This is a genomic window from Streptomyces sp. NBC_00104, assembly GCF_045160825.1.
GTDB lineage: Bacteria > Actinomycetota > Actinomycetes > Streptomycetales > Streptomycetaceae > Streptomyces.
Window position 1 is genome coordinate 3,112,335 of the sequence record NZ_CP108215.1, and the last position, 26,993, is coordinate 3,139,327.

Genomic DNA, 26,993 nt, shown 5'->3' on the forward strand with positions numbered 1-26,993 from the left:
ACGTCTGTAACGAAACGCGCACATCGCTGTGACTCACTTCGCAGGAGGACGAAGACCTTCGAGCACGGTGTCGACGATGGTCTCCGCGAGATCCTCGGGGAGGGAGGCGTCCGGGCGCATGACGGTGCGGACGAGCATGGGGCCGAAGACCAGGTCGCCGGCGAGGTCGATGTCCACGTCGGCGCGGAGTTCGCCGTTGTCCCGGCCTCGGCGCAGGACTTCGGCGAGGGCCCGGCGGCGGGGGGCGACGACGTCCGCGTGGTAGGCGTCCCAGATCTTGGGGCTGCTCTTCATCTGGGCGATGACGTTGTGCAGGATCGCCGACGGCCGGTTGAGCAGCCCGCGTCGGCGTGCCGCCTCCATGAGGACGACCAGGTCGTCGCGCATCGAGGTGCCGGGCAGTTCGGGGTCCGGGGGCTCCGCGGCGCGCAGTACGTCGACGAAGAGCGCCTCCTTGCCGCTCCAGCGGCGGTAGATGGTCGCCTTGCCGACGCCGGCGGTGCGGGCCACCCGTTCGATCGACAACTCCGAGAGCGGCACGCCCTCTTCGAGGAGTTTCATCACGCCCTCGACGATGGACCGCTCCACGGCCTCGCTGCGGGGCCGTCCGCGCACGGGACTCCCGTCCCGTACCCGCCCGTCTCCGGCGTGGCTCTCGGCGAGGCTCAAGGTCGACTCCGTCTCTGTCGTTCTCCGGTGTCCGGCGCTGTCGTGCTCCGGTGTCCGGGGTGATTCTCTCCCGCGTACGGCAGTGGGGTGCCGTACGCGGGCGCCGGTCAGTGGTCGGCGACCGCCAACTCCGTTTCCTCCTTGCCCTCGTGACCGCCCTTCTGCCGTCCCGGCAGGAACACCGCCATGGCCACCGCGCCGATCAGGGCGATGCCGGCCCCGCACAGGGCGGTCACGTGCATGGCGTGCAGGAAGGCGTCGTGGGCCGGGCCGACCAGGGCCTCGCCCCGTTCGCCGAGGCGGGCGGCGAGGCCGAGGGTGGCCTCGATGGACTCGGCGGCGGCGTGCGGGGCGCCGGCGGGCAACTTGTCCTCGATGCCGCTCCGGTAGGCGGTGGAGAGCACCGAGCCGAGGACGGCGATACCGAGGGCGCCGCCGACCTGGCGGAAGGTGTTGCTGAGGGCGGACGCGGAGCCGGCCTTCTCGCGGGGCAGCGCCTGCATGATGACGACGCTCAGCGGGGTCATCACGTGCGCCATGCCCATGCCCATGAAGAAGAAGATCACTTCGAGGATCCAGATCGGCGTGTCCGCGTCCAGTACGGCGAACGCGGCCAGCATTCCGGCGATCAGCACCATGCCCGCCGTGCACACCGCGCTGTTGCCGAAGCGGTCGACGACGAGGCGGGCGCGCGGCGCGAAGACGATTTGCGCGACGGCCAGCGGCAGCATCAACAGGCCGGTCTGGAGCGGGGAGTAGCCGCGTACGGTCTGGGTGTAGAAGACGGAGAAGAAGGTCACGCCCATCAGTGCGAAGAAGACCAGACCGATGACGCCGATGGCGGTCGAGAAGACCTTGTTCTTGAAGAACGTCATGTCGATGGAGGGGTGGTCGCTGCGCTTCTCGAAGACCACGAAGGCGGCGAGGACCGCGAGCCCGGCCGCGATGGTCCCGAGGACGGTGACGTCGGTGAAGTCGGCGAGCTGGCCGCCGCGGATGATGCCGTAGACGAGGAGCACGAGGCCGACGACGGAGAGCACGACGCCGACGGGGTCGATGCGGCCGGGGTGGGGGTCGCGCGAGTCGGGCACCAGCCACATCATCAGGCCGAGCGCGAGGACGACGATCGGGACGTTGATCAGGAAGACCGAGCCCCACCAGAAGTGGTCGAGGAGGAGGCCGCCGGTGATCGGGCCGATGGCGATGGCGAGGCCGACGCCGCCCGCCCAGATGCCGATGGCCTTCGGCTGTTCGTCGCGCTCGAAGACGTTCATGAGGACGGCGAGGGTGGCGGGCATCACGAAGGCGGCACCGAGGCCCATCACCGCGCGGAAGACGATCAGCTCGGCCGGGGAGCCCGACATGGCGGCGAGGGCCGAGCCGACACCGAACACGACGAGCCCGCCGAGCAGGACCTTCTTGCGGCCGAGGCGGTCGCCGAGGAGGCCCGCGGAGAACAGCAGCCCCGCGAAGACGAGCGTGTAGGCGTTGATCGCCCACTCCAGCTCGCTCTGGGTGGCGCCGAGGCCGGTGGGCGCCGGGGTGGAGATGGTCTTGATGGCGACGTTGAGGATCGAGTTGTCGAGCACCACGATCAGCAGGCTCAGCATCAGCACACCGAGGATCGCCCAGCGGCGCCGATGCACCGCCGCCGGTATTCGGGAGTCAGGGACTGCGGTAGTCATGTCGTGAGCCTAGACCTATTTCGATACGGGACCGTCTCGTATCGTAAATCTTTTACCCGGCTCTTACGCAGCGCAAGTCGGCACGCACCGCATGCCGGAACGGTCACATCGACCTCCCCTAGCCCTCTCTGGACCGAGGTGCCACCATGGGAGTGGTCCGGGGACACCGTCAGGGTGCCTCGAGATGACATGAAGGAGCTGTAGCGATGACGCAGCTTTCGGCTGCCCAGACGAAGCCCTCCGACGGCAGCAAGGCGCTGTACGGGGGCAAGGGCACGCGCCGTATCACCGTCCGGGACATCGCCCTCGCCAAGGAGCGCGGCGAGAAGTGGCCCATGCTCACCGCGTACGACGCGATGACCGCGTCCGTCTTCGACGAGGCCGGCATCCCGGTCATGCTCGTCGGCGACTCCGCGGGCAACTGCCACCTCGGGTACGAGTCGACCGTGCCCGTCACCCTCGACGAGATGACCATGCTGTCCGCGGCCGTCGTACGGGGCACCAGCCGCGCCCTGATCGTCGGCGACCTGCCCTTCGGCTCCTACCAGGAGGGCCCGGTGCAGGCGCTGCGCTCGGCGACCCGGCTGGTCAAGGAGGCCGGGGTCGGCGCGGTCAAGCTGGAGGGCGGCGAGCGGTCGCACCGCCAGATCGAGCTGCTGGTCGAGTCCGGCATCCCGGTCATGGCCCACATCGGCCTCACCCCGCAGTCCGTCAACGCGATGGGCTACCGCGTACAGGGCCGGGGCGAGGAGGCCGCGCAGCAGCTGCTGCGCGACGCCAAGGCCGTCCAGGACGCGGGCGCGTTCGCGGTCGTCCTGGAGCTGGTTCCGGCGGAGCTGGCGGCGGAGGTCACGCGGGTGCTCCACATCCCGACCGTGGGCATCGGTGCGGGCGCGGAGACCGACGCGCAGGTCCTCGTGTGGACCGACATGCTGGGGCTGACCGGCGGGCGGATGCCGAAGTTCGTGAAGCAGTACGCCGATCTGCGTACGGTCATGGGTGACGCGGCGAAGGCGTTCGCGGAGGACGTCGTGGGCGGGACGTTCCCGACGGAGGAGCACTCCGTTCACTGATGCCCGCCGGCCCAGGAAGGGCCCGACGGCCACAGAGCCACTGCGGTACCACAGCAGCCCGCCGATCTTCCCCCGTCGGCGGGCTGCTTCGTGCCGGTCGCGCGCCTCGGGGCCGGGCGAGCACGGAAGTCAACCTCAAGAGTCGCAGGGTCTTCAACTGTCGGGGTTTTTGCTTAGGGATCCTTGTGGATGCTGCATAGCAGAGCGTGTATGGATCTGTGGGTGATTCCCCCCTGCTTCCAGCGATGGTGCGATGTCGTGCCGGTTTGGGGTGGTGGGTGTGTGTGGGGCCGTAGGTTCCTCGGCATGGAACTTCTTCGGTTGGCGGTGGCTGCGCGGCGGGTGGGTGTGCATCCGGGCACGCTGCGGCTATGGGCCAACGAGGGCAGGGTTGCGGTGGTGTGGGTGGGGCGTGAACGGCGCTTCTCCAGTGAGGCGTTGGACGCTCTGACCGGCTGCCCGGATACGGCCGGGCGGCGTGAGGCTCTGTATGTGCGGGTTTCGGGCAGCAGCGGGCAGGAGTCTTCGCTGGCCGCGCAGGAGGCCGAACTGCGGGCAACCGCTTCGGGGGTGGTGGTCGCGGTCTTCAAAGACCGTGCTTCGGGGCTGCGGGAGTCACGGCCGGGGCTTGACCGGCTGGTGAAACGGGCCGCGAAGGGGGAGTTCACCCATGTGCGGGTCACGCACGGGGACCGGTTGGCCCGGTTCGGTGCGGGCTGGTTGATCCAGGTTCTGGCTCATCACCGCGTTACGGTCGAGGTGTTGCATTCCAAGGGAGCGGCCGGGGGGATGGAGGAACTGCTGGACGATTTCATGTCGCTGGTGGCCACCTTCGCCGGCCGCATGTACGGGATGCGCTCGCGTGAGGCGCGTCGACGGCTTCTGGACGAAGCCGGGCGCCGCATGAAGCAGCCTGTCCTCGGAGCCGGAGCCGGAGCCGGAGCCGGAGCCGGAGCCGGAGCCGGAGCCGGAGCCGGAGCCGGAGCGGGAGCCGGAGCCGGAGCCGGAGCGGGAGCCGGAGCGGGAGCGGGAGCGGGAGCGGGAGCCGGTGTTGCGGGTGAGGTGCGTGGCTAGGTTGATGGCGACGGCGACATGTACCGCCTTCTCGGGGGTGCTGGAGGCCACGGGTGAGCGGGTCGGGCAGCGGGTGCTGCTGGAACGGGTGGGTTTTCTGGCCGAGTTGAGCCGGGAGCTGACGGGTGCTCTGGTGGCCGCGCGGTGGGACGAGGATTCCTTTGACGTGCTGGCTGCGGGGGTGGACGGGCAGGGTCAGGCGTTGCCGTCCAAGGGCTGGATGGCGCTGCGTCGCTTGAACTGGCCGCAGGATGTTGTGCTCCCGGCGGGGGTGTATGTCCCGGACCGGGTGCGGCGGGGCGCTCAGGAGTACGCCGCGCGCACCCTGCGTCTGGCCCTGCACCGGCGCAGCATCGTGGCCGCCGTCCTGGCCGCCTGGCCCGCCGATCCCCGGCGGCGCACCGTGGCGGAGTGGACGGCCCTGAGGGCGGTACTGCCCGCCGGGGTGACGGGTGCCGAAATCCGCAACCGCACCCGCCAGATCCGCGCCCACGTGGCCGAGCACGGGCAGCTGCCCGCCGGGCTGTGCGCCCTGGAGGGCCCGCCACAGGTGGCCGGCCAGGTACTCCTGGCCGCGATGGACCGCCAGCAGGTCACCCTGACCCGGGTGGATGCGGCCACCGCCCGGCTGCGGGTCAAACTCCCCCTGCGGGCCGCCCCCGCCACGGGGCGTGACTGGGCCTGGCACATGCTCGACATCCGGCTGCCCGGTACCGTCGCGCCTGATGCGGTGCTGCACACCCCGACCCTGCGCCCCACCCCGGCCGGGAGGATCGCCGTCGACCTGCCGCACTCACGGCCCACCCCGGCCACCAAGCCGACCGGGCATCGGGGGGCGGTCGGTTTCGACTGGGGTGTCAACACCCTCCTCACCGGCACACTCGGCCGCCTGGCCGGGAAAGGGCAGACCTCCCGGGTCGTCACCGACGGCCGTCCCCTGGTCTTTGACGCCACGGTGATCAGCACCGCTCTGCACCGGCTGCGCGGTGTGCGCGAGCGTCTCGCGGCCAAGCGCGACCACTACCGGGCGCTGGCCGACGGGCTCGGCTCCCCGCACCTGGCCTGGGGCGGACACCTGGAGCGGGCCCGGGCACTTCAGGCGGAACATGTCCGGGTGTGTGCCCGGATCCGGCAGCTGAACGCCGCGCTGGCCCGGGCGGCGGCCCGCTGGGCCGTCGACCAGGCCGCCGCGCTCGGCGCGAGCGTCATCTACCTGGAGGATCTCGCCACCCTGGAAGCCCGCGGCCACCGCAAGGGCAACGCCCGCCTGTCCGGGCAGGTCCGCGGCGCTGTCGCCCAGGCAATCCGGCACCTGGGCGCGAAGGCCGGGATCGCGGTGGTCACCGTTCCCGCCCGGGGCACCTCCAAACTCTGCCCCGGCTGCCTGACCACACTCACCCACCACCCGGCCCCCGACCGACTCGGTGAGCGGGGCTGGAAGTGGGCGCACTGCACCGGGTGCGGGCTGTCCATGGACCGCGACCACGCCGCCGCCCGACGCATCGTCTCCCGCGGCCTGCTCGCCCAAACCCACACCACCACCGACCGCACCACAGGCACCCGGACCATCCGCACCACCATCGAGGGCACCGTGACCATGGTCCGGCGTCCGAAGAAGACCACCCGCCGCCTGCACCGACAGCGCCACGCGCAAACGGCCCCGCCCCGCCCCCGCGGGCCGAAAACCACCCCGGGCAAGGGACGCCCCACCCCTGCCAGGCCGAGCCCTCGCCACGCTGCCACAGGCCCCGGCCCCGCCCACACGACTTCCCGCCGTACGCCCGATGTGCGTACGGTCCCCGCCACCACCCCCACCCCGGGGGCAGTCCAGCGTCCGGCGGGGCATGACACCACGACACCAGCCGCCACACCCGGGCCGGTGCCAGGTCATGGAGTACCCGCACCCCACCGAACCGAGGAAGACCTTCCACGATCCGGCCGGGTGCGGCTCTCACGCAGAACCTGTCGACGACGCACCCGCGCCGCCCAGCGGACCGGCTTCCACCACCTGCACGCCACCGAAGTCCACCCCCTCACCCCGAGGTTCGGACCACCGGACGGCAACCGCACACGGCCACGCCGCGCCCGAAAAGCCTGGAAACCACAGGCACACACAGAGTTCTAGAGACGCTCCCTCACACCTCGGTCCCTGCCAGGCTTGAGCCGCGCCCCGTACCCGCCGCCCGCGGCACGGCACGGGTCCGCGCGGTTCACGTCGACGACGACATCCACAGGGGGACCCATCCATGAAGCGATCCATCGCCACCCGCGCCAAAGCCGGTGCCTTCGCCGCCGCACTGCTCGTCTCCGGCGTCGGCCTCGGCCTCGCCACCGGCAGTCCGGCGAGCGCGGCGACCTGCTACGGCGGGGCGGTGCAGTTCACCAAGCTCATCGACCACACGGTGAGCCAGATGTTCACGACCTCGTCGGCCTGCCAGGACATCAACCTGAAGATCACCAACAGCCCCAGTGACTCCACTCGCGAAGTCAAGGTGTGCTTCTACCGCAGCGACAACACCCTCAACTACTGCCAGGCCAGCTTCAGGCTGGCCACCCTCGACCGATGGGCGGTCATCGCGACCGACGTGAACGACAACGTGAAGTACAGGTACGCGTTCGAGAGCAGCCGCTCCGTCACGGCCTACACGGCCGACTGACACGCCGCCCGCGCCGGTCCGGCGTGCCGCCTAGGCGGCACGCCGGGCACCGGTTTCGCGTTCTCGTGCGGTGCGTCGAGCGGCACGTCGGTGGGATGTCGGTGCGATGTCGGCCGTGCAGGTGGGCTGTCGGTGGTTTGTCGGTGGGCCCTGACACCGTCATCCGCATGACACGAATCGACAAGGAAGCCAGCGGCACGAAGGGCGCTGTCACCGTGCGGGGGCTGGTCAAGCACTACGGCGAGACCAGGGCGCTGGACGGTGTCGACCTCGATGTGCGTGAGGGCACGGTGATGGGCGTGCTCGGCCCGAACGGGGCGGGCAAGACGACCCTCGTACGGTGCCTGTCCACGCTGATCACGCCGGACGCGGGGCACGCGACCGTGGCCGGCTATGACGTCGTACGGCAGCCGCGGCAGCTCCGCCGGGTGATCGGGCTGACGGGACAGTACGCGTCCGTGGACGAGAAGCTGTCCGGCTTCGAGAACCTGTACATGATCGGCCGGCTGCTCGACCTGCCCCGGAAGGAGGCGAAGAACCGGGCCACCGGTCTGCTGGAGCGGTTCTCGCTGACCGAGGCCGCCCGGCGCCCGGCGGCGACGTACTCCGGCGGTATGCGGCGGCGGCTCGACCTGGCCGCGTCCATGATCGGAAGCCCGGCCGTGCTGTACCTGGACGAGCCGACGACCGGCCTCGACCCGCGGACGCGCAACGAGGTGTGGACCGAGGTGAAGCGCCTGGTCGGCGACGGCGTGACCGTGCTGCTGACCACGCAGTACATGGAGGAGGCCGAGCAGCTGGCCTCGGAGCTGACCGTGATCGACCGGGGGAAGGTCATCGCGGGCGGCCGTATCGAGGAGCTGAAGGCCCAGGTCGGCGGGCGTACGCTCCGGGTCCGGCCGGCCGACCCGGCGCATCTGCGGCCGCTGGCCGAGGATCTCGACGGCCTGGGCATCACCGGGCTCGCCACGACCACCGTGGACCCCGAAACCGGCACCCTGCTCGTGCCGATCCTCAGCGACGAGCAGCTGACCGCGGTCGTCGGCGTGCTCACCGCGCGCGGGGTCACCATCGCCTCGATCAGCACCGAACTGCCCAGCCTGGACGAGGTGTTCCTGTCCCTCACCGGTCACAAGGCCGGCGCGCCGCAGGGCACGACCTCGGCCCCCGCCCACGAGGAGGTCGCCGTATGAGCGCCGCAACCCTTCCCACGACCGGCGAGACCGGTCGGCCCGACGGCCGGATCGGGCTGCGGGCCCATGCCCGGCACACCGGCGCGCTCGTCCGGCGCAACCTGCTGTGGATCCGGCAGGACCCCGAGTCGATGTTCGACGCGGTCCTCATGCCGATCGTGTTCACCCTCCTCTTCGTGTACGTCTTCGGCGGCTCCATCGGGCAGGCGCTGGGCGGCGGCCAGGAGGAGTACGTGCAGTACGTGGTGCCGGGACTGATGGCGATGACGTGCATGAACATGGCCATGGGCGTCGGCACGGGGTTCAACGAGGACTTCCAGAAGGGCATCATGGACCGCTTCCGGTCCCTGCCCATCGGCCGGTCCTCGGTGCTGCTCGCGAAGATCTCCGTCGAGCTGCTGCGCATGCTGGTCGCCACGACCATCCTGCTGACCGTCGGTGTCCTCATCGGATTCGACATCACCAACTGGCCGGGGCTGCTCGGCGCGGTGGGCCTGGCCACCGTCTTCGGCTCGTCCCTGATGTGGATCTTCCTGGTGCTGGGCGTGACGTTGAAGAACGCGCAGTCCGTGCAGGCGATGGGCTTCCTGGTGCTGTTCCCGCTACAGTTCGGCTCGTCGATCTTCGCGCCGACCCAGTCCATGCCGGGCTGGCTGCAGGCCTTCACCGACTACAACCCGCTGTCGGCCCTCGCGGACACCGCGCGCGGGCTGATGACGGGCGGACCGATCGCCCACGACCTGTTCGTCACGCTCGGCTGGTCGGTGGCGCTGACGGCGGTGATGGCACCGATCGCGATCCACAAGTTCAAGACGAAGAGCTGACCTCGGACGACGTCGCAATTCGTACGTCGTAACTCGTACGTCGTACGAGTCACGCGTAACTCGTACGCCGACGTCGTCGGAGGTCAGGTCAGGTCAGGTCAGACGAGGGCGACGGCCTCCTCCAGGGTGAGGGCGCCGCCCTCGGCGTACGCGGTGGCGTAGGCCGCGTCGTCCAGCCGGGCCCGGGTCACCGCCTCGGCCTTGGCGCGGGCCTCGACCTCCATCGGGCTGGAGAAGTGACCGGGCGGCAGCAGCGCGTCGGCGGCGCCGAGGAGTTGGGCCGCCTCCCGGGCGCGTGAGCCGCCGTCGACACCCGCGACGGAGATGACGGCGGTCACGAGATGGATGGCGGTCATGTGGGGCGCGACCATCCGGGACAGCCGGTCCAGGCTCCGTTTCAGCGCCCGGCGCATCAGCCGCAGCGCCTTCTCGTGGTGTCCGTCGATCCCCTCCAGCCAGCCCTCGACACCGATGACGAACCCGGCGAAGAGCACGAAGTCGGCGGCGTGGAAGTCCTCGCGCAGCAGCGTCAGCTGCTCCCGGGCCTCGGCCTGGCGCCCGCTGCGGCCGAGCCGGACCGCGAGGAAGAGGCGGGCGGCGGGCACCGCCTCGCGGGCGGCGCGACGCCCGGCCTCCAACACGTCGAACAGCATCCTCTCGCCGCGCTCCGCGTCGCCGCCCTCGATGTACACACTGCCGAGCCGGACGCCGAGCATCCCCAACTGGGCATGGGCGCCGAGCCGTTCGGCGTACGCGATGGCCCGCTCGAAGTCCGCGGCGGCGAGCGCGAACTCGCCCCGGCGTTCCAGGGACTCGCCACGCGCCGAGAGCGCCTCGGCGGCGCCCCAGGCGTCCCCCAGCCGGTCGAAGAGCTCCAGCGACTCGTCGGCGTCCGTGGCGGCGTCGCCCGCCCAGTCGCTGCGGTTGGCGAGGATGTTGGCCCGCATCTGCAGGTTCTGCGCCAGCTCCCAGGTGTAACCGAGCTCGCGGCAGGTGCGGATGTTGGCGTCGAGGATGGCGCGCAGCCGGCCCATGTCGCCGGTCAGCAGGACGGCGTAGAACCACATGAAGCCGGGGAAGCGGCAGGTCTGCGGCTGGCCCGGGCGGTAGGTCGCGCTGATGATCCGCAGCTTCTCCTGGCCCTCGGGGGCCTCCCAGGCGGGCAACTCCATGTCCATGCAGGCCAGATGGACCAGGTGCACCCCGCGCCGGGCCTCGTCGAGGACGTCCGGACTCATCGGCGGCGGACTGTCGACGGCGCGTCCGCGCAGGTCCGGGACGGGGCGGGCGGGCGCGGTGAAGGGGTCCGGCCCGAGTTCCTTGACCTGGGCGGACCAGTGGCGGGCCTCGGTCTTCAGATCGCGCATCTGCCAGTACCAGCACAACGACATCGTCAGGCAGAGCGCCTCCTGCTCGTCCCGCTCGGCGACGGCGTGTCGGAGGGCGGTGCGGATGTTCTCGTACTCCAGCTCCAGCAGCTCGATCGCGGCACGCTGGCCGGAGCCGCGCAGCAACGGGTCGGTGGCGCGGACGAGTTCGCGGTAGTACGTGAGGTGCGCGCGTGCGGCGGCGGGGCGGGTGCCCGTCTCGTCGAGCCGTTCGCCGGCGTACTCGACGACGGTCTCCAGGAGCCGGTAACGCATCTCGCCGCCCGCACCCGCCGAAGGGGCCGCCACGACGAGGGACTTGTCGACGAGCGAGCCGATCGCCTCCAGCGCGGCGGGACCGCAGACGGCCTCGGCGGCGGCCAGGTCGCAGCCGCCGGCGAACACCGACAGCCGCCGCAGGACGTACCGTTCGTCCTCGTCGAGCAGCTCCCAGGACCAGTCGACGACCGCGCGCAGGGTCTGCTGCCGGGGCAGGACGGTACGGCTGCCGGAGGTGAGCAGCCGGAAGCGGTCGTCGAGGCGGTCGGCGATCTGACGGGGCGTCAACATGCGTAGCCGGGCCGCCGCCAGCTCGATGGCGAGCGGCAGTCCGTCGAGGCGGCGGCAGATCTCGGCGGCGGCCTCCGGGTCGGCGGCGACGGTGAACCCGGGCCGGGCGGCCGCTCCCCGGTCGGCGAGCAGGCGCAGGGCGTGGGGTTCCGTCAGCGGTTCCACCGGGCGCAGCAACTCCCCCGGTACGCCGAGGGGTTCGCGGCTGGTGGCCAGTACGGTCAGCGCGGGGCACCGCTGGAGGAGCTGGTCGGCGAGGTGGGCGGCGGCCTCGACGACGTGTTCGCAGTTGTCGAGGATCAGCAGCATGCGGCGTCCGGCGCAGTGTTCGGCCAGGCGGGCCAGCGGGTCGTCCTGGCGGTCCGCCGCGACGCGCATCTCGTCGGCGCCGGCGCCCCGCAGGACGGTCTCGCGGGCGCCGAGGGCGGTGAGGACGGCCTCCGGCACGTTCGCCGGGTCGTCCACGGGGGCGAGTTCGGCGAGCCAGACGCCGTCCGGCATGTCCTCGGCGACTGCCTCGCCGGCCTCCTGGGAGAGGCGGGTCTTGCCCGCGCCGCCCGGGCCCAGGAGCGTCACCAGGCGGGTGGTGGTGAGGTCGTCGCGGATGGTGTCGATGTCGGTGTCGCGGCCCACGAAGGAGGTGAGGCGGGCGCGGAGGTTGCCCGGGGGGCGGGTGGGGTGGGGGTTCGGGTCGGGTATCCCGCCCCCGCCGCCCCTCCCCGTCCCTCCCCCGGGGGCGCTGCCCCTTCGACCCCGTGGGGTGGATGGGGTGAGTGGTTGCGTGCGGGTGGGTGGGGGCTGGTCGCGCAGTTCCCCGCGCCCCTGACGGGGCTCGGCCCCGTCGGAGTTCAGCAGGTCTTCGTGGATGCTGCGCAGGGCCGGGCCCGGGGTCGTGCCCAGGCGGTCCGACAGGAGGGTGCGGACCTCTTCGTAGGCGGCGAGGGCCTCGGCGGAGCGGCCGGTGTCGCGGAGGGCGCGCAGGCGCAGGGACTGGAGGGGTTCGTCGAGGGGGTGGGTGTCGCAGAGGGCGATGAGGTCGGGGAGGGCGGAGTCGGGGCGGCCGAGGGCGAGCGCGGCGGTGAGGCGGGTGCGGTGGGCGTCGAGGCGGCGGGTCTCCCAACGGGCGGCCTCGGCGGCGCGGTCGGGGAGGTCGGCCAGCGGCGGGCCCTGCCAGAGGGCGAGCGCGTCGTCGAGGACGTCGGCGGCCTTGGCCGGGTCGCCGTCGGCGAGCGCGCGGGCGCCCTCGTCCGCGAGGCGTTCGAAGCGGTGCAGGTCGACGTCGTCCGGGGTGGCCGCGAGGCGATAGCCGCCGTTCACCGATTCGACCGCGTCCGGGCCCAGCGCCCTGCGCAGTCGGCCGACCAGCGCCTGCAGCGCGGCGAGCGCGTCGGCGGGCGGATCGTCGGCCCACACCTCGTCGACGAGCGCGGCCGCGGGCACCGTACGCCCCGGCCGCAGAGCGAGCACGGTCAGCAGGGCGCGCAGCCGGGCGCCCCCGACGGGGACGGGGCGGCCGTCGGCCTGCAGTGCCTGGGTGGTGCCGAGGATGCGGTAGCGCACGGGACCATTGTCTCTGTCGGGGTCGGCTTCGTGTGTCCGGTACATCGAGTCGAACGCTCCCGTACGACCGTCGACCGTTCGTCCCCACCTTCCTAGGAACCAGGAGGGGATCGCGAGACGTTTTCGGCATACGCCCGGTACCGTCGGGCAGTCCGATCAAGTGATCGACCCTGCGTCGGCACACCGTCGGCACACACCAGACGGGCCCCCGACACAGCGTCGGCGGTCCGCCCAGAGTCCTAGGAGCCCCATGACCACCGCCGCGTCCCGCCGGAGTGACCGGAGGATCAGCCCCGTCTTCCTGGGGATCGTGGCCGTGATGGCGGTCACCGGATGGGCCACGTGGACCGGGTTCGCCGAGCAGCCCGGCCTGGCCGTGTTCCTGTTCGTGACCTCGGCGTGGATCGTCTCGCTGTGTCTGCACGAGTACGCGCACGCCCGCACCGCCCTGCACAGCGGCGACATCTCCATCGGCGCCAAGGGCTATCTGACCCTCAACCCGCTGAAGTACACGCACGCCCTGCTCAGCATCGTGCTGCCCGTCGTGTTCGTGATCATGGGCGGTATCGGTCTGCCCGGTGGCGCGGTGTTCATCGAGCGCGGCCGTATCCAGGGCCGCTGGAAGCACAGCCTGATCTCGGCGGCGGGCCCGCTGACGAACGTCCTGTTCGCGGCCGTCTGCACCGCGCCGTTCTGGCTGGGCGTCACGGACGGCGTGCCGACGGCCTTCCTCTTCGCCCTCGCCTTCCTCGCGATGCTCCAGGTCACGGCGGCGATCCTGAACTTCCTGCCGGTGCCCGGCCTGGACGGCTACGGCGTCATCGAGCCCTGGCTGTCGTACAAGATCCGCCGTCAGGTGGAGCCGCTCGCGCCCTTCGGTCTGCTGCTCGTCTTCGCGGTGCTGTGGATCCCGGCGGTGAACGGCGTGTTCTGGGACGTGATCGACGCGTTCATGCGGGGCCTGGGGATCGAGGACCAGCTGTCCGACTGCGGCTACTGGCTCTACCGCTTCTGGCGCGCGGACAGCGACATCTGCCTCACCGGGATGTGAGGGACGGCCGCGTGGCTCAGCCGGTGGCGGACCGGCGCTCCAGCTTCGCCTTCCGCGCGTAGTACCAGGTCATGTTGGACGACAGACCGGCCATCAGCACCCACACCACGCCCAGCCAACTGCCCCGGCTGAAGGAGACCACGGCCGCGGCGATGGCGAGGAGACAGACGATGAGGGCGTAGAGGGCGAGTCGCCGGGCCGGGTCGGGTGGGAGCAAGGGGGGCATGGGGGTCGGCTCCTGGGAGGGCGTTCGGACGGGGTGGTACGGCGTCCAGTGTCCCCCATGCCCGGGGGCGTCCGTGCGTCGGCCGGGCGTGGGCTACACGTCCGTCAGGCGGATGCCCGCGTGTGCCTTGTAGCGGCGGTTGACGGAGATCAGGTTGGCGACCAGGGACTCGACCTGGTGGGCGTTGCGCAGCCGGCCGGCGAAGATGCCGCGCATACCGGGGATGCGGCCCGCCAGCGCCTGCACGATCTCGACGTCGGCCCGCTCCTCGCCGAGGACCATCACATCCGTGTCGATCTCCTCGATCTCCGGGTCTTCGAGGAGGACGGCGGAGAGGTGGTGGAAGGCGGCGGTGACGCGCGAGTCCGGCAGCAGGGCGGCGGCCTGCTCGGCGGCACTGCCCTCCTCCGGCTTCAGCGCGTACGCGCCCTTCTTGTCGAAGCCGAGCGGGTTGACGCAGTCGACGACGAGCTTGCCGGCCAGTTCTTCGCGCAGCGATTCGAGGGTCTTGCCGTGCCCGTCCCACGGCACCGCGACGATCACGATGTCGCTGCGGCGGGCGGTCTCGGCGTTGTCGGCGCCCTCGACGCCGTGTCCGAGTTCCTCGGCGACGCCCTGCGCACGGTCGGCGGCCCGCGACCCGATGATCACCTTCTGGCCGGCCTTGGCGAGTCGGTAGGCGAGGCCCTTGCCCTGCGGCCCGGTGCCGCCGAGCACGCCGACGACGAGCCCCGACACGTCCGGCAGGTCCCAGGGGTCCTTGGCCGGGGCCTTCGCGGCGGCCTTCACGGGGGGCTGCTGTGCACTGTCAGTAGAGGTCATGGGCCGACTTTACGTGCGCGCCCGTCGAGGGTGACGGTCAGGTGAGCCCGGTCACGGGGCGGCGCGGTCACGGCGATACGACGGCTCCGGCTGCGGATGCGGCGGTTCCGGCTCCGGCTCCGGCTCCGGCTCCGGCTCCGGCTGCGTCGGCGGCGGCGGCTCCGGCTGCGGTTCCGGCTCCGGTGAGGTCAGCGAGAGGGATCCGCCGGAACGTGATCGTCTCGTACGCGCTGAAGTCGCCCGTCTCGTAGAGCAGTCCGACGGTCTCCTCGTCGACCCGTACGAGGTCGGAGTACGCGGCGGGCAGGCCGTCGACGGTGTGGACGGGGCGCCAGGTGACGCCGTGGTCGGTGCTGGCGCGGACGGTCATCAGGGCGCGGAAGCCGGGGTCGGCCGGACCGGAGTAGAGGAGCAGGTCGGGGTCGCGGAGCTGGAGGACGCTGCCCTCGACGACCGGGCCGACGAGGCCCGCCTGCGGCCGGAACGGCTTGACCAGGCTCCGGCCGCCGTCGGCGGAGTGGGCGTCGGCGCGGGTGCCGGGGGCCGGGGAGTCGTTGCGGGTGTTGAAGTAGACGCGGCCGTCGGGGAGTTCGGTGGCGGTGGTCTCGTTGGCGTTGATGTAGCCGTCGGTGTTGTCGTCGACGTACCCGATGCGCCAGGTGGTGCCCTGGTCGTCGCTCAGCAGGCAGTGTCCGCCGTTGTACTTGCCCTCCGTGCCGTTGTCCGTGCCGGCGGGCGGGAGGGAGTGGTTGGCGGGGACGACGACGCGGCCGGTGGAGAGCTGGAGCGCGTGGCCGGGTGTGGTGGCGTACCACCGCCACTCGGGCTTCTTGGCCTGTTCGGTGATCTCCCTGGGGCTCGACCAGGTCGCCCCCTCGTCGTCGCTGTGCCGCACCCACACCCTGCGCCCGTCCGCCGCGGTCACGGCGCCGCGTCGGATGGCGTCCTCCGTGGCGAGGGCGGCGTTGCGGACGTGGACCAGCAGGATCCGGCCGGAGTCGAGGACGACGGGGGCGGGGTTCCCCGCGAGGGCGTCACCGTTCTTGGCGGCGACCTGGAGCGGGCCCCACGTCCGGCCTCCGTCCGTCGACCGCTTCACCACGATGTCGATGTTCCCGAAGTCCTCCCGCCCGCCGACCCTGCCCTCGCAGAAAGCGAGCAGGCCGCCGGTGGCGGTGGCGACGACCGCCGGGATCCGGAAACTGGCGTAGCCCTCGCGGCCGGCGTGGAAGGGGACGCTGGACTGGGGCGTGGGGGTCATGGGGGGCTCCTGGGGGTGGGGGCGGCTCGTGGGGGCGACGGTGCGGTGACGTGGGTGTGGCTGTTCGGCCTGCGTGCCCGGCCCGGGCCAATTCGGGGTGAACACCGGGTCACGAGTGTCCGGTTGCGGCAGGATGCGGGCGCATGGATGCCGTACGGGTCGCGTTGTTGTGTGAGGTGCTCGCCGGGACGGAGTGGCTGGGGACCTAGAAGGCCCATGAAGATCTTGGGCCTTCTAGCGACGGTTCGCGGGGGCGTCGCGGGGATCCGTGATGTCGTACGGCGGTGGGCTGCTGCTCGTCGGTACGGAGCGCGCTGCCGGCGCGGAGGGGCGACGCCGTTTCCGGGACCGCCTCTCCCGTCTGTCCGCCCAGTTGGCCTCCCCGCCGCCCATCCACTGGTGACCCTGGGTCCGCCACACCCCACAGTTGTCCGTGATTCAACTAATGATCATCCCTACGTGTGGGAAGTGTGCGCACAGTGTGATTGAATCGCGCCACCTCGGCCAGGTGGCTTGAATTGATCCCTAGGGCTGCCGGGCCGGATCTCATGTGCGCCAGGGGAGGGCCCCGCATGAACGCCACCGTCTCCAACTTCTATTACGGCGCCGCGACCCCGGTCGCGGCTTATCTGCTGGCCTGCCTCGGGGCCGCGCTCGGGCTGAGGTGCACGACCCGGTCACTGAGACGCCGGCACCGCAGAGCGGGGTGGCTGGCCCTGGGGGCCACATCGATCGGCTGCGGCATCTGGACCATGCACTTCATCGCCATGATCGGCTTCAACATCCAGGGCGCGCTGGTCGACTACGACACGACGAAGACGCTGCTCAGCCTCGCGGTCGCCATCGGCGTGGTCGCGGTCGGCTTGTTCCTCGTCGGCTACCGGGGCGCTTCCCCGCTGACACTGGCGACGGCCGGCGCGGTCACCGGGCTCGGCGTCGCGGCCATGCACTACCTCGGTATGGCCGCCATGCACACCAACGGCACACTCCACTACGACACCCCGACGGTGACCCTCTCCGTCGTCATCGCCGTCATCGCCGCCACGGCGGCCCTGTGGGCGGCCGTCTCCATCCACACGCTGTGGGCCAGCATCGGGGCGAGCATGATCATGGGCGTGGCCGTGACCGGTATGCACTACACCGGCATGGCCTCCGTCTCCGTCCACCTCACCGGCCGGTCCGCCGTCTCGCAGTCCTCCGCCGACCTGCTGTCGTTCCTGCTGGCCATGCTCGCGGGCCCGCTCGTCGCCCTCCTGATCTCCGCCGTCGTCGTCATGTTCGACCCCGACATGGTGCTCGGCGACGCCCAGTGGGAGCGCACGGCGGCACCCTCCTCTCGCAAGGACGGACTCGACGCTCCCACGCGGCAGCGGGCTTTGCACGACGGCCGCCCCTCCACTCCCGCGGAGTGGTGAAAGGCGACCGCCAGGTCAGGTGCCGGACTCCCCGGACGGGGTGTCGTGCCACCGGGGGTCCGTGTCCCATTCCGCGTTGCGTTCGCGGGCCGTTTCCATCGCCAGGGTGGCGTCCTTGCGGGAGGCGTAGGGTCCCATGCGGTCCTTGCCGGGGCAGTCGGGCCCCTCTTCGACCTTCTTGTGTTCCAGGCAGTAGAACCATTCGCCGGGCTTGCCGACGGTACGCCGCTTGAACAGGGGCATGACATGAGTTCCCTTCATCGGTCGTCACCGACATCGTCCCCCACCACCGCTGGTTAAACTCGCGGGCATGTCTGGCCAGTCGCTGCTCGCACCGGGGAAGCTCTCCCCCACCCGCCCCGTCCCGGGAAACATCCGCCGACCCGAGTACGTGGGCAAGCCCGCCCCGACTCCGTACACCGGGCCGGAGGTGCAGACGCCCGAGACCATCGAGGCGATGCGGATCGCCGGCCGGATCGCGGCGCGGGCGATGGCCGAGGCGGCCAAGCACATCGCTCCCGGGGTCACCACGGACGAACTGGACCGGGTCGCGCACGAGTACATGTGCGACCACGGGGCCTACCCCTCGACGCTCGGCTACCGGGGCTTCCCCAAGTCGCTGTGCACCTCGGTCAACGAGGTCATCTGCCACGGCATCCCCGACTCGACCGTGCTGCGCGACGGCGACATCGTCAACCTGGACGTGACGGCGTACATCGGCGGCGTCCACGGCGACAACAACGCCACCTACCTGGTGGGGGACGTGGACGAGGAGTCGTCGCTTCTCGTCGAGCGGACCCGGGAGTCCCTCGCCCGGGCCATCAAGGCGGTCAGGCCCGGCCGGCAGATCAACATCATCGGGCGGGTCATCGAGTCGTACGCGAAGCGGTTCGGGTACGGGGTCGTGCGCGACTTCACCGGGCACGGGATCAACTCGTCGTTCCACTCCGGGCTGATCGTCCCGCACTACGACTCCCCGCACGCCACCACCGTGATCCAGACCGGGATGACGTTCACGATCGAGCCGATGCTCACGCTCGGGTCGTACGACTACGACATGTGGGACGACGGCTGGACGGTCGTGACGAAGGACCGCCGGCGGACCGCCCAGTTCGAGCACACGCTGGTGGTGACGGAGACCGGCGCGGAGATCCTCACGCTGCCGTAGACCCACATCAGACGCCCTCAAGCGACAGCCCGCCTTCGGTTCCGGCCGCACGGCGGGCTTTTCGCTGCCCGGACGCATGCCCGGATGCGTTGCGCGGATTCGTGCCCGGACGCACGCCCGGATGCGTTGCACGGATTCCAGGGGGGGCCGGTGGGGATTCGGGGTACCTTTTTACCGACAGGGAGTCGGGAACCTGTTGACTTAGGTAAGCCTAACCATAGAAAATGACGTCAGCTTCTCGTCTTCCCCACTTCGGCACCGGAGGCCTCCATGAACGCGTCGGTCGCATCGGACACGGCGTTCTCCACGCTCATCCGCACCGCCTCGCACGAACAGCACACCGAGGTGGTGTCCACGACGTTCATGGACGACATGCTGGGCGGCAAACTCGGCATCGAGGCGTACACGCGGTACACCGAGCAGTTGTGGTTCGTGTACGAGGCGCTGGAGAGCGCCGCGCCGGGGCTGGCCGGGGACCCCGTCGCGGGGCCGTTCATCCAGCCCGAGCTGATGCGGCTGGCGGCGCTGGAGCGCGACCTGGAGTATCTGCGCGGCCCCGGCTGGCGCTCGACGCTCACGGCGCTGCCGGCGACCGAGGCGTACGCGGCGCGGGTCGCCGAGTGCGCGCGCACCTGGGCCGGCGGTTATGTGGCCCACCACTACACGCGGTACCTCGGTGACCTCTCCGGCGGGCAGATCGTCCGGGACCGGGCCGAGAAGACCTGGGGCCTCGCCAGGAAGGGCGACGGGGTCCGGTTCTACGTCTTCGAGGAGATCACCAACCCGGCCGCGTTCAAGCGCGGGTACCGGGAGCTGCTGGACCGGGTGCGGGCCGATGACCTGGAGAAGCAGCGGATCGTGAGTGAGTGCAAGCGGGCGTTCGCGCTGAACACCGCGGTCTTTCTCGCGCTGGGTGAGGAATTCCCCCTCAGCGCGTGAGCGCTCCGCTGCGGGGCCGATTGTTCACTGCGGGTGCGTGGGGGCTGGTCGCGCAGTTCCCCGCGCCCCTTGAAGGCACGGGGTGCGGCCCTTGTCGAAGGAGCGCCCTACCGCTCCAGGAACACCCGCCCCCCGACCTCCACCCACCCGTGCGGCTGCGGTGCCGTCAGGATCTGGGAGCCCGTGCCCTGGGTGATGTTCAGGGCTCGGCCCAGCTGGGCCGTCAGCTGTAGCGCCGCCGCGCCCGTGGCCTCGTCCTCGTCGATGCCGTCGCCGCGGCCGGGGAAGGCGCGGGCGCGGACGCGGCCGGCGGCCTCGTCCTCCCAGGCCCAGGCATAGATCCACTCGCCTGGCTCCGGGACGCGCAGGTCGTCGACCTCGGCGGCGGAGGCGTACTGGCGGAACGTGCGGGGCGGGGCCCACTCCGGCATGGCCTCGATCCAGCTGAACTCGCCGTCCAGCCGGGCCCCGACGACCCCGGCAGGGGTGACCAGTTCGGGTACGTCGAGCAGCCAGGCCGCGCCCACGCACGGGTATCCGGCGAAGGGCAGGCGCAGCGAGGGGGTGTAGATGTCGATGACACCGCGCTCGGGGTCGTCCACGAACACGGTCTCGCTGAAGCCGAGTTTGGCGGCGAACTCCTGGCGCTCGGCGCGGTCGGGCATCACGGAGCCCTCGCGGACGACGCCCAGTTCGTTGCCGTATCCGCCGCGGGGTCCGCAGAACACCCGCAGCACATCGAAGTCGGTCACCCCCGCATTCAAACATCAACCGGGCCCCGGGTCGTACCAGGTCACCGCACCGCCGGACAGCGATCGGGCAGGGCCGGCCCCATCCATGAGAGGACCAAGTGACCGTACTGGACAAGCCGGTCGAGCCGGAGAGGTCCGACGGGTCCGCCACGGCGAGCGACGCCGCGGAGACCAGCGGGTCACGGGCCTCCGCCCCCGCCCGCCGTCGCGCCCCCCTCCTCCTCACCGTCGGCCTCGTCGTCGCCCTCCTCGTGCTGGTCCCCGTCGCCGGCGGAGTCGGGGCCTACCCGATCCCCACCGGTGACGTGATCTCCTCGGTCGCCCATCGGATCGGGCTCGGCGGGGCGCGGCTCGAACGCGTCCCCGAGTCGGTGCTGTGGAACGTGCGGTTCCCGCGGATCGTGCTGGCGTCGCTGATCGGGGCATCGCTCGGGTGCGCGGGCGCGCTCATGCAGGGGATCTTCGGGAACCCGCTGGCGGAGCCGAGTGTCATCGGGGTCTCGCTGGGCGCGGCGGTGGGCGCGGTCGCGACGATCGCGTTCGGGATCACGTTCCTCGGCACCTGGACGGTGTCGGTGTTCGCGTTCGTCGCCGGTGTGATCACCGTGTTCGTGGTGTACGGGATGTCGCGGTCGGGCGGGCGCACGGAGGTCGTGACGCTCATCCTCACCGGTATCGCGGTGAACGCGTTCGCGGGCGCCACGATCGGGCTGTTCATCTTCCTGGCGCAGGACACGGCGGCCGTCAACCAGATCACCTTCTGGCAGTTGGGCTCGCTCGCACAGTCGACGTGGCCGAAGGTGCTGGCCGTCCTGCCGTGCGCGGTGATCGGGCTGACCGTGGCGCCCCTGTACGCGCGGAGGCTGGACCTGCTCGCGCTGGGTGAGCGGCCGACGCGGCACCTCGGGGTGGACGTGGAGCGGCTGAGGGTCGTGCTGATCCTGGTCGTCGCGCTGCTCACCGCCGCCGCCGTGAGCGTGTCCGGGGTGATCGGGTTCGTCGGGCTGGTCGTCCCGCATCTGCTGCGCATGGCGGCCGGGCCGGGGCACCGGTTCCTGATCCCGGGCAGCGCGCTCGCCGGGGCGGTCGTCCTGCTGGCGGCGGACCTGGCGGCCCGCACGATCGTCCAGCCCGCCGAACTCCCGCTCGGCGTCCTCACCGCCCTGATCGGCAGCCCGTTCTTCTTCTGGCTGCTCCGCAGGACCCGCCGCAAGCAGGGAGGCTGGGCATGACGTCCAGGACGAGAGGGACGAGAGGGACGAGAGGGCAGTCTCTGCGAGCGCTGCTCAGGGGGCGCCTGGGTCCGGGTGTCCCCGCTCCCCCTCCCCCGTGCCACCCCGGTGACGTCCTCGCCGAAGCCGAGGGCGTCACCGTCCGGCTCGGTGCCCGGGAGGTGCTGCACGGCGTCCGTGTCGCCGCCCGCGCGGGCGAGGTGCTCGCGCTCGTCGGACCCAACGGCGCGGGCAAGTCGACGCTGCTGGGCGCGCTGGCGGCGGATCTGCCGGTCGACGGCGGTGTCGTACGGGTGCACGGGCGGCCGGCGGGTGAGTGGTCGGCGCCCGAACTGGCGCTGCGACGGGCGGTGTTGCCCCAGTCGGCGGCGCTGTCGTTCCCGTTCACGGTGGAGGAGGTCGTACGGATGGGGCGGGCGCCCTGGGTGCGGCAGCCGGCCGTGGACGGCGAGGCGGACCCCGACGACGCGGCCGTGGCGGAGGCGATGGCGGTCACGGAGGTCACCGGGTTCGCGGCCCGGCCGTTCTCGGCACTGAGCGGCGGCGAGCGCGCCCGGGTGGCGCTGGCGCGGGTGCTCGCCCAGCGGGCGCCGCTGTTGCTGCTGGACGAGCCGACGGCCGCGCTGGACCTGCGGCATCAGGAGCTGGTGCTGCGGGTGTGCCGGGCACGGGCGCGGGCCGGGGACGCGGTCGTCGTCGTCCTGCACGATCTGGGGCTGGCGGCGGCGTACGCGGACCGGGTGGCCGTGCTGCGCGACGGGCGGATCGCGGCGGACGGACCGCCGGCCGGGGTCTTCGAGGAGGAGTTGCTGTCGGAGGTGTACGGGCAGCCGGTCGAGGTGTTCCCGCATCCGCGGACCGGTGATGCCCTGATCACACCGAAACGGGATTCTTGACCGCGGATTGGGTCTCTTGACCCGCTCTTGACCGGACTATGGGGGCTGTTTTTGGCCACCGTGATCGGACCGTGCTCGTACGGCTCCCGGGAGCGGGTTTCACTGGGGGCACAGCATTTGGTGAGGTAAGGCTCAGATAACTTTGGGCAGCCTCACCTTCTCTGTGTGTCCCCTGTGTACTGCCTTGGAGCCGAAATGCGCCCCCTCAGACTCTCCGTCGTCACCGCCGCCACGGCCGTGGCGGCCCTGACCGCCGTCACCGGCTGCACCGAGAAGAGCAGTGCGGGCGCGGACGGGGTCATCGCCGTGACCGCGACCGACACCGAGTGCGAGGTGTCGAAGAAGGAGTTCCCGGCGGGGCACATCGAGCTGGACATCGAGAACAAGGGCTCCAAGGTCACCGAGGTCTACGTCCTCTTCCCGGACGACCGGGTGGTCACCGAGCGCGAGAACATCGGCCCCGGCACCAAGCAGAAGGTCACCGCCGAGGTGAAGGAGGGCGAGTACCAGATCGCCTGCAAGCCCGGTATGAAGGGCGACGGCATCCGGCAGGACGTCACGGCCACGGGCAGCGGCAAGGTCGCCGAGCGCGATCCCCGGCTCGACAAGGCCGTCGCCTCGTACCGCAAGTACGCGCAGGCCCAGGCCGACGAGACCGTCCCGCTGACGAAGGTGTTCGCCGAGGCCGTCAAGGACGGGGACGTCGAGGCCGCGAAGAAGGCGTACGCGCCCTCCCGTATCGGCTGGGAGCGCACCGAGCCGGTCGCCGAGTCCTTCGGTGACATCGACCCGAAGGTCGACCTGCGCGAGGACGGTCTGGAGGGGGGTCGGGCCGATGAAAACACAGAGAAGGACTGGACCGGCTGGCACCGGCTGGAGCGTTCACTCTGGCGGGACGGCAAGCTCACCGACCGCGACTCCGAGCTGGCCGACCAACTGGTGACCGACCTGGAGGACTGGCAGAAGCGGGTCGGCAAGGCCGAGATCACCCCGACCTCCATGGCCAACGGCGCCAAGGAACTCCTCGACGAGGTCGCCACCGGCAAGGTCACCGGCGAGGAGGAGCGCTACTCGCACACCGACCTCGTCGACTTCAAGGCCAACGTCGAGGGCGCCGAGGAGTCGTACACGCTGCTGAAGGCCGTCGCCGCCGAGAACGACCCGGAGCTGACGAAGGAACTCGACCAGCAGTTCGCGGCGCTGAACACGCTGCTCGACAAGTACCGCGCGGACAAGACCGGTTACGACTTCGTCTCCTACGACAAGGTGGGCAAGGACGACCGCAAGGAGCTGTCGGACGCGGTCAACGCGCTCGCCGAGCCGCTCTCCCAGCTCGCGGCAGCCGTGGTGAAGTGACGATGACCACCGAGGAGACCCCCGAGCCCACCCCCCGTCCCGCGTCCGAGAACTCCCGTACTCCGTCGAGGCGTTCGCTGATCGGCTGGGGCGGTGCCGGGCTCGCGCTCGGTGCCGCCGCGGCCGGCGGCGCGGTGGCGGTGGCCCGCACCGGCGAGGACGGCGGTTCCTCGGGTGCGGGCGGCCCGATCGCCTTCCACGGCACCCACCAGGCCGGTATCGCCACGCCCGTGCAGGACCGGCTGCACTTCGCCGCGTTCGACGTGAAGACGGACGACCGCGCCGAGTTCGTGACGATGCTGAAGGACTGGACGGCCGCCGCGCGCCGGATGACGGCCGGGAAGGCGGTCGGCGACGGCGGGTACGGCGGTCTGGCCGAGGCCCCGCCGGACGACACCGGCGAGGCGCTGGGGCTGCAGCCGTCCCGGCTGACGCTGACGATCGGCTTCGGGCCGTCGCTGTTCGAGAGGTTCGATCTGGCGGGGCAGCGGCCCGAGGCTCTGGTGGACCTGCCGCAGTTCGCCGGCGACAACCTGGACCGGGCCCGCAGCGGCGGCGACCTGTGCGTCCAGGCCTGCGCGGACGATCCGCAGGTCGCGGTGCACGCCATCCGCAACCTCGCCCGCATCGGCTTCGGCAAGGTGTCGGTCCGCTGGTCGCAGCTCGGCTTCGGCAAGACCTCCTCGACCACGCCCGAGGCGCAGACCCCGCGCAACCTCATGGGGTTCAAGGACGGCACCCGCAACATCGCGGGCACGGAGACGGCCCGGCTGAAGAAGTTCGTGTGGGTGGGCGAGAAGGACGTCGACGAGAACTCGGCGTGGATGACCGGCGGCTCGTATCTCGTCGCCCGGCGCATCCGGATGCACATCGAGACCTGGGACCGGACCTCGCTGCGGGAGCAGGAGGACATCTTCGGCCGTGACAAGGGCGAGGGCGCCCCGGTGGGCAAGGCGAAGGAGCGGGACGAGCCGTTCCTGAAGGCGATGCTGCCGGACGCGCACGTACGGCTCGCGCACCCCGACTCCAACGACGGGGCGACGCTCCTGCGCCGCGGCTACTCCTTCACCGACGGCACGGACGGTCTGGGCCGCCTGGACGCGGGCCTGTTCTTCCTCGCCTACCAGCGCGATGTGCGGACGGGGTTCATCCCGGTCCAGCGCAACCTGGCCACGGACGCGCTCAACGAGTACATCCAGCACGTGGGTTCGGCGGTCTTCGCGGTGCCGCCGGGCGTCCGGGACGCGGACGACTGGTGGGGCCGGGCGCTGTTCTCGAAGGAGGCGTAGGCCGTGTTCGCGAACTATCTGATCGGTCTGCGGGAGGGCCTGGAGGCCAGTCTCGTCGTCTGCATCCTCATCGCCTATCTGGTGAAGACGGACCGCCGGGACGCGCTGAAGCCCATCTGGATCGGCATCGGGGTCGCCGTGGGGCTGGCCCTCGCCTTCGGCTGCGTCCTCGAATTCGGCTCCCAGGAGCTGACGTTCAAGGCACAGGAGGCGCTCGGCGGCTCCCTGTCGATCATCGCGGTGGTCCTGGTGACCTGGATGGTCTTCTGGATGCGGCGCACGGCCCGCCATCTGAAGGCCGACCTGCACGGCAAGCTGGACGCGGCCCTCCGGATGGGCACGGGCGCCCTGGTGGCGACCGCGTTCCTCGCGGTGGGCCGGGAGGGCCTGGAGACCTCGCTGTTCGTGTGGACGTCGGTGCGGGCGTCGAACGACGGCACCGAGGGCCCGCTGGTCGGCGTCCTGCTGGGCCTGGCGACGGCCGTCGTGCTCGGCTGGCTGTTCTACCGGGGCGCCCTGCGCATCAACCTCGCCAAGTTCTTCACCTGGACCGGCGGCATGCTCGTGGTCGTCGCGGCCGGTGTCCTCGCGTACGGCTTCCACGACCTCCAGGAGGCAGACTTCCTGCCCGGCCTGACGGACAAGGCGTTCGACATCACGGGGACGATCCCGCCGGACAGCTGGTACGGCACCCTCCTGAAGGGCGTCTTCAACTTCCAGCCCGACCCGACCGTCCTCCAAGTCACGGTCTGGGGCCTGTATCTGATCCCGACGTTCGCGCTGTTCCTCGCCCCGGTAGGGTTCGCCTCCGGGAAGGGGAAGGTGAAGATTCCTGATGAGCAGGGTGCGCGGGGTTCGGAGCCCACGAAGGCTTCGTGAGGTTCGTCCGGTTCGTACAGGCGGGAGGTTCCTCGGACTCCGCTCGTACGGCCGCGGCGCGCTGGTGACCACGGCGGTGACCGCGCTGTCGTTGACGGCGAGCGGGTGCGTGGTGGTCCGCGGCGACCTGGAGATCCTCCCTGCGGCGACGCGGGGGGAGGCGGCGCGGGCGCTGAAGGACTTCACCACCGCCTACAACAAGGCGGACAAGGCCAACGACCAGTCCCAGGACTCCTCCCGGGTCACCGGCGCGCTCGCCGACATCGACGGCGGCAAGCTCCGCTCGGGCGCGAAGCTCAACCCGAGCGGCAACCCGAACCATGTGGCGCTGAAGCTGGCCGACGTCAGGTACACGATCCCGGAGAAGGCGGCCTGGCCGCGCTGGTTCGTGGCCGACGCCACCGCCAACAAGGGCAACGCGACGGACCGTTGGCTGTTCGTCTTCACCCGCGACGGGCTGACCGATCTGTGGGAGGTCTCCTTCCTCACGATCGTGCCCGCCGAGGACATGCCGGAGTTCCAGAAGGACGAGGACGGCTACGCCCAGGCGGTCACGCCGGACGACCCCGAACTCTCCGTCACGCCCGCGCAGTTGCCCGACAGGTACGTGACGTACCTGAAGGAGGACAGCGCCCTCTTCGCGGACGGCCCGTACACCTCCGAGGAGCGCTCCCGGCGCCGGCTGAACGCGGAGAAGCCGGGCCTGGCGCGGCAGTACGTCGACGAGGCCCTCACCAACGGCGACTACGCGCCGGTCGGCCTGCGCACCACGGACGGCGGCGCGCTGGTCTTCTTCACCACCCGCCACTACCAGAAGCAGACGGCTGCGCAGGGCGTGAACATCCCCGTCAACGACGCGGCCGTGCGGGCGCTGATGACGGGCGAGCCCAAGCAGTCCCTGACCCTGGAGTTCGTGAACAACCAGGCCGTCCTCGATCCGGCGAAGACGAAGTCGGACCAGCAGGTGAGGATCCTGAGCCAGGTCGGCGGGCTCACGGGGGCGAAGGGCGAGTGACTCGGGCGGTCCCGGGAGAG

General features: G+C 71.2%; 25 protein-coding genes. 17 read left to right on the plus strand and 8 right to left on the minus strand.

The window, feature by feature from the left end:
* Positions 1–33: 33 nt before the first annotated feature.
* Positions 34–669, minus strand: a complete 636-nt coding sequence (locus OG272_RS13485) for a TetR/AcrR family transcriptional regulator (RefSeq protein WP_326583275.1) — start codon at positions 667–669, stop codon at positions 34–36.
* Between the two features lie 107 nt (positions 670–776).
* A complete protein-coding gene (locus OG272_RS13490; protein ID WP_405893406.1) occupies positions 777–2,354 on the minus strand; it encodes an MFS transporter in 1,578 nt (525 codons plus the stop codon).
* A 206-nt stretch (positions 2,355–2,560) separates the two neighbouring features.
* Here OG272_RS13490 and panB point away from each other — a divergent pair, with 206 nt between their 5' ends.
* From panB to OG272_RS13520, 6 genes are all read left to right on the plus strand, one after another.
* On the plus strand, positions 2,561–3,427 hold the full coding sequence (gene panB / locus OG272_RS13495) for a 3-methyl-2-oxobutanoate hydroxymethyltransferase (RefSeq protein WP_326583273.1): 867 nt from the start codon (positions 2,561–2,563) through the stop codon (positions 3,425–3,427).
* Positions 3,428–3,733: 306 nt separating this feature from the next.
* The gene (locus tag OG272_RS13500) at positions 3,734–4,501 is read left to right on the plus strand and encodes an IS607 family transposase (RefSeq protein ID WP_405893408.1); all 768 of its coding nucleotides are present in this window, start codon (positions 3,734–3,736) and stop codon (positions 4,499–4,501) included.
* Positions 4,494–6,626, plus strand: a complete 2,133-nt coding sequence (locus OG272_RS13505; RefSeq protein WP_405893410.1) for a zinc ribbon domain-containing protein — start codon at positions 4,494–4,496, stop codon at positions 6,624–6,626. Before OG272_RS13500 ends, OG272_RS13505 begins: the two co-directional genes overlap by 8 nt.
* A gap of 121 nt (positions 6,627–6,747) precedes the next feature.
* Positions 6,748–7,158 (plus strand): hypothetical protein, encoded by a 411-nt coding sequence (locus tag OG272_RS13510; protein ID WP_326583272.1) that lies wholly within the window; start codon positions 6,748–6,750, stop codon positions 7,156–7,158.
* Positions 7,159–7,325: 167 nt separating this feature from the next.
* Entirely contained in the window at positions 7,326–8,351 is a 1,026-nt protein-coding gene (locus OG272_RS13515; protein WP_405893412.1) for an ATP-binding cassette domain-containing protein, read from the plus strand.
* Positions 8,348–9,175, plus strand: coding sequence for an ABC transporter permease (locus OG272_RS13520; protein ID WP_327730076.1), 828 nt, complete (start codon positions 8,348–8,350; stop codon positions 9,173–9,175). Before OG272_RS13515 ends, OG272_RS13520 begins: the two co-directional genes overlap by 4 nt.
* A gap of 98 nt (positions 9,176–9,273) precedes the next feature.
* Here the strand turns inward: OG272_RS13520 and OG272_RS13525 are convergent, their stop codons facing one another.
* Positions 9,274–12,717 carry an AfsR/SARP family transcriptional regulator gene (locus OG272_RS13525; RefSeq protein WP_405893415.1) on the minus strand — a complete coding sequence of 1,148 codons (3,444 nt, stop codon included), beginning with the start codon at positions 12,715–12,717 and terminating at the stop codon, positions 9,274–9,276.
* A gap of 205 nt (positions 12,718–12,922) precedes the next feature.
* Between OG272_RS13525 and OG272_RS13530 the strand changes: the two genes are divergently transcribed.
* Positions 12,923–13,723 (plus strand): site-2 protease family protein, encoded by an 801-nt coding sequence (locus OG272_RS13530; protein ID WP_326583267.1) that lies wholly within the window; start codon positions 12,923–12,925, stop codon positions 13,721–13,723.
* A gap of 16 nt (positions 13,724–13,739) precedes the next feature.
* Here the strand turns inward: OG272_RS13530 and OG272_RS13535 are convergent, their stop codons facing one another.
* The 3 genes from OG272_RS13535 to OG272_RS13545 all read right to left on the minus strand — a co-directional run bounded on the left by OG272_RS13535 (position 13,740) and on the right by OG272_RS13545 (position 16,032).
* Positions 13,740–13,949, minus strand: a complete 210-nt coding sequence (locus OG272_RS13535) for a hypothetical protein (protein WP_328222838.1) — start codon at positions 13,947–13,949, stop codon at positions 13,740–13,742.
* A 93-nt stretch (positions 13,950–14,042) separates the two neighbouring features.
* Entirely contained in the window at positions 14,043–14,771 is a 729-nt protein-coding gene (npdG, locus tag OG272_RS13540; RefSeq protein ID WP_327730073.1) for an NADPH-dependent F420 reductase, read from the minus strand.
* Positions 14,772–14,838: 67 nt separating this feature from the next.
* Complete coding sequence (locus tag OG272_RS13545) at positions 14,839–16,032, minus strand: exo-alpha-sialidase (RefSeq protein ID WP_405893418.1); 1,194 nt, start codon at positions 16,030–16,032, stop codon at positions 14,839–14,841.
* Between the two features lie 271 nt (positions 16,033–16,303).
* Between OG272_RS13545 and OG272_RS13550 the strand changes: the two genes are divergently transcribed.
* Positions 16,304–16,435, plus strand: coding sequence for a hypothetical protein (locus OG272_RS13550; protein WP_327732399.1), 132 nt, complete (start codon positions 16,304–16,306; stop codon positions 16,433–16,435).
* A 169-nt stretch (positions 16,436–16,604) separates the two neighbouring features.
* Positions 16,605–17,447 carry an MHYT domain-containing protein gene (locus OG272_RS13555; RefSeq protein ID WP_326583264.1) on the plus strand — a complete coding sequence of 281 codons (843 nt, stop codon included), beginning with the start codon at positions 16,605–16,607 and terminating at the stop codon, positions 17,445–17,447.
* Positions 17,448–17,462: 15 nt separating this feature from the next.
* Here the strand turns inward: OG272_RS13555 and OG272_RS13560 are convergent, their stop codons facing one another.
* Complete coding sequence (locus tag OG272_RS13560) at positions 17,463–17,690, minus strand: hypothetical protein (protein ID WP_327730071.1); 228 nt, start codon at positions 17,688–17,690, stop codon at positions 17,463–17,465.
* 67 nt (positions 17,691–17,757) lie between these two features.
* On the opposite strand from OG272_RS13560, the gene map reads away from it, so the two are divergent.
* Positions 17,758–18,615, plus strand: a complete 858-nt coding sequence (map, locus tag OG272_RS13565; protein ID WP_327730070.1) for a type I methionyl aminopeptidase — start codon at positions 17,758–17,760, stop codon at positions 18,613–18,615.
* A 270-nt stretch (positions 18,616–18,885) separates the two neighbouring features.
* Positions 18,886–19,554 (plus strand): biliverdin-producing heme oxygenase, encoded by a 669-nt coding sequence (locus tag OG272_RS13570; protein WP_326583261.1) that lies wholly within the window; start codon positions 18,886–18,888, stop codon positions 19,552–19,554.
* A 107-nt stretch (positions 19,555–19,661) separates the two neighbouring features.
* On the opposite strand, the gene OG272_RS13575 is transcribed toward OG272_RS13570, so the two are convergent.
* Positions 19,662–20,306: a PhzF family phenazine biosynthesis protein gene (locus OG272_RS13575; RefSeq protein ID WP_405893421.1), complete on the minus strand. Its 645-nt coding sequence runs from the start codon at positions 20,304–20,306 to the stop codon at positions 19,662–19,664.
* 251 nt (positions 20,307–20,557) lie between these two features.
* Here OG272_RS13575 and OG272_RS13580 point away from each other — a divergent pair, with 251 nt between their 5' ends.
* The 6 genes from OG272_RS13580 (at position 20,558) to OG272_RS13605 (ending at position 26,973) form a co-directional block, all read left to right on the plus strand.
* Positions 20,558–21,538, plus strand: a complete 981-nt coding sequence (locus OG272_RS13580) for a FecCD family ABC transporter permease (protein ID WP_405896016.1) — start codon at positions 20,558–20,560, stop codon at positions 21,536–21,538.
* Positions 21,535–22,434, plus strand: coding sequence for a heme ABC transporter ATP-binding protein (locus tag OG272_RS13585; RefSeq protein WP_326583258.1), 900 nt, complete (start codon positions 21,535–21,537; stop codon positions 22,432–22,434). The genes OG272_RS13580 and OG272_RS13585 overlap by 4 nt, the downstream gene beginning before the upstream one ends.
* 195 nt (positions 22,435–22,629) lie before the next feature.
* Positions 22,630–23,790 carry an iron uptake system protein EfeO gene (gene efeO, locus OG272_RS13590; protein ID WP_327730066.1) on the plus strand — a complete coding sequence of 387 codons (1,161 nt, stop codon included), beginning with the start codon at positions 22,630–22,632 and terminating at the stop codon, positions 23,788–23,790.
* 2 nt (positions 23,791–23,792) lie between these two features.
* Complete coding sequence (gene efeB / locus OG272_RS13595; protein WP_327730065.1) at positions 23,793–25,079, plus strand: iron uptake transporter deferrochelatase/peroxidase subunit; 1,287 nt, start codon at positions 23,793–23,795, stop codon at positions 25,077–25,079.
* A gap of 3 nt (positions 25,080–25,082) precedes the next feature.
* Positions 25,083–25,958: an iron uptake transporter permease EfeU gene (efeU, locus tag OG272_RS13600; RefSeq protein WP_326583255.1), complete on the plus strand. Its 876-nt coding sequence runs from the start codon at positions 25,083–25,085 to the stop codon at positions 25,956–25,958.
* Entirely contained in the window at positions 25,915–26,973 is a 1,059-nt protein-coding gene (locus OG272_RS13605) for a hypothetical protein (RefSeq protein WP_327730063.1), read from the plus strand. The genes efeU and OG272_RS13605 overlap by 44 nt, the downstream gene beginning before the upstream one ends.
* Positions 26,974–26,993 lie beyond the last annotated feature (20 nt).

Coding starts and splice junctions, on each gene's coding strand:
- map (WP_327730070.1), top strand. CDS start 17,758: ATGTCTGGCCAGTCGCTGCTCGCACCGGGGAAGCTCTCCCCCACCCGC.
- OG272_RS13525 (WP_405893415.1), bottom strand. CDS start 12,717: ATGTACCGGACACACGAAGCCGACCCCGACAGAGACAATGGTCCCGTG.
- OG272_RS13500 (WP_405893408.1), top strand. CDS start 3,734: ATGGAACTTCTTCGGTTGGCGGTGGCTGCGCGGCGGGTGGGTGTGCAT.
- OG272_RS13510 (WP_326583272.1), top strand. CDS start 6,748: ATGAAGCGATCCATCGCCACCCGCGCCAAAGCCGGTGCCTTCGCCGCC.
- OG272_RS13520 (WP_327730076.1), top strand. CDS start 8,348: ATGAGCGCCGCAACCCTTCCCACGACCGGCGAGACCGGTCGGCCCGAC.
- efeO (WP_327730066.1), top strand. CDS start 22,630: ATGCGCCCCCTCAGACTCTCCGTCGTCACCGCCGCCACGGCCGTGGCG.
- OG272_RS13555 (WP_326583264.1), top strand. CDS start 16,605: ATGAACGCCACCGTCTCCAACTTCTATTACGGCGCCGCGACCCCGGTC.
- OG272_RS13550 (WP_327732399.1), top strand. CDS start 16,304: ATGTCGTACGGCGGTGGGCTGCTGCTCGTCGGTACGGAGCGCGCTGCC.
- panB (WP_326583273.1), top strand. CDS start 2,561: ATGACGCAGCTTTCGGCTGCCCAGACGAAGCCCTCCGACGGCAGCAAG.
- OG272_RS13570 (WP_326583261.1), top strand. CDS start 18,886: ATGAACGCGTCGGTCGCATCGGACACGGCGTTCTCCACGCTCATCCGC.
- OG272_RS13490 (WP_405893406.1), bottom strand. CDS start 2,354: ATGACTACCGCAGTCCCTGACTCCCGAATACCGGCGGCGGTGCATCGG.
- npdG (WP_327730073.1), bottom strand. CDS start 14,771: ATGACCTCTACTGACAGTGCACAGCAGCCCCCCGTGAAGGCCGCCGCG.
- OG272_RS13605 (WP_327730063.1), top strand. CDS start 25,915: ATGAGCAGGGTGCGCGGGGTTCGGAGCCCACGAAGGCTTCGTGAGGTT.
- OG272_RS13515 (WP_405893412.1), top strand. CDS start 7,326: ATGACACGAATCGACAAGGAAGCCAGCGGCACGAAGGGCGCTGTCACC.
- efeB (WP_327730065.1), top strand. CDS start 23,793: ATGACCACCGAGGAGACCCCCGAGCCCACCCCCCGTCCCGCGTCCGAG.
- OG272_RS13535 (WP_328222838.1), bottom strand. CDS start 13,949: ATGCCCCCCTTGCTCCCACCCGACCCGGCCCGGCGACTCGCCCTCTAC.
- OG272_RS13585 (WP_326583258.1), top strand. CDS start 21,535: ATGACGTCCAGGACGAGAGGGACGAGAGGGACGAGAGGGCAGTCTCTG.
- OG272_RS13560 (WP_327730071.1), bottom strand. CDS start 17,690: ATGCCCCTGTTCAAGCGGCGTACCGTCGGCAAGCCCGGCGAATGGTTC.
- OG272_RS13530 (WP_326583267.1), top strand. CDS start 12,923: ATGACCACCGCCGCGTCCCGCCGGAGTGACCGGAGGATCAGCCCCGTC.
- OG272_RS13545 (WP_405893418.1), bottom strand. CDS start 16,032: ATGACCCCCACGCCCCAGTCCAGCGTCCCCTTCCACGCCGGCCGCGAG.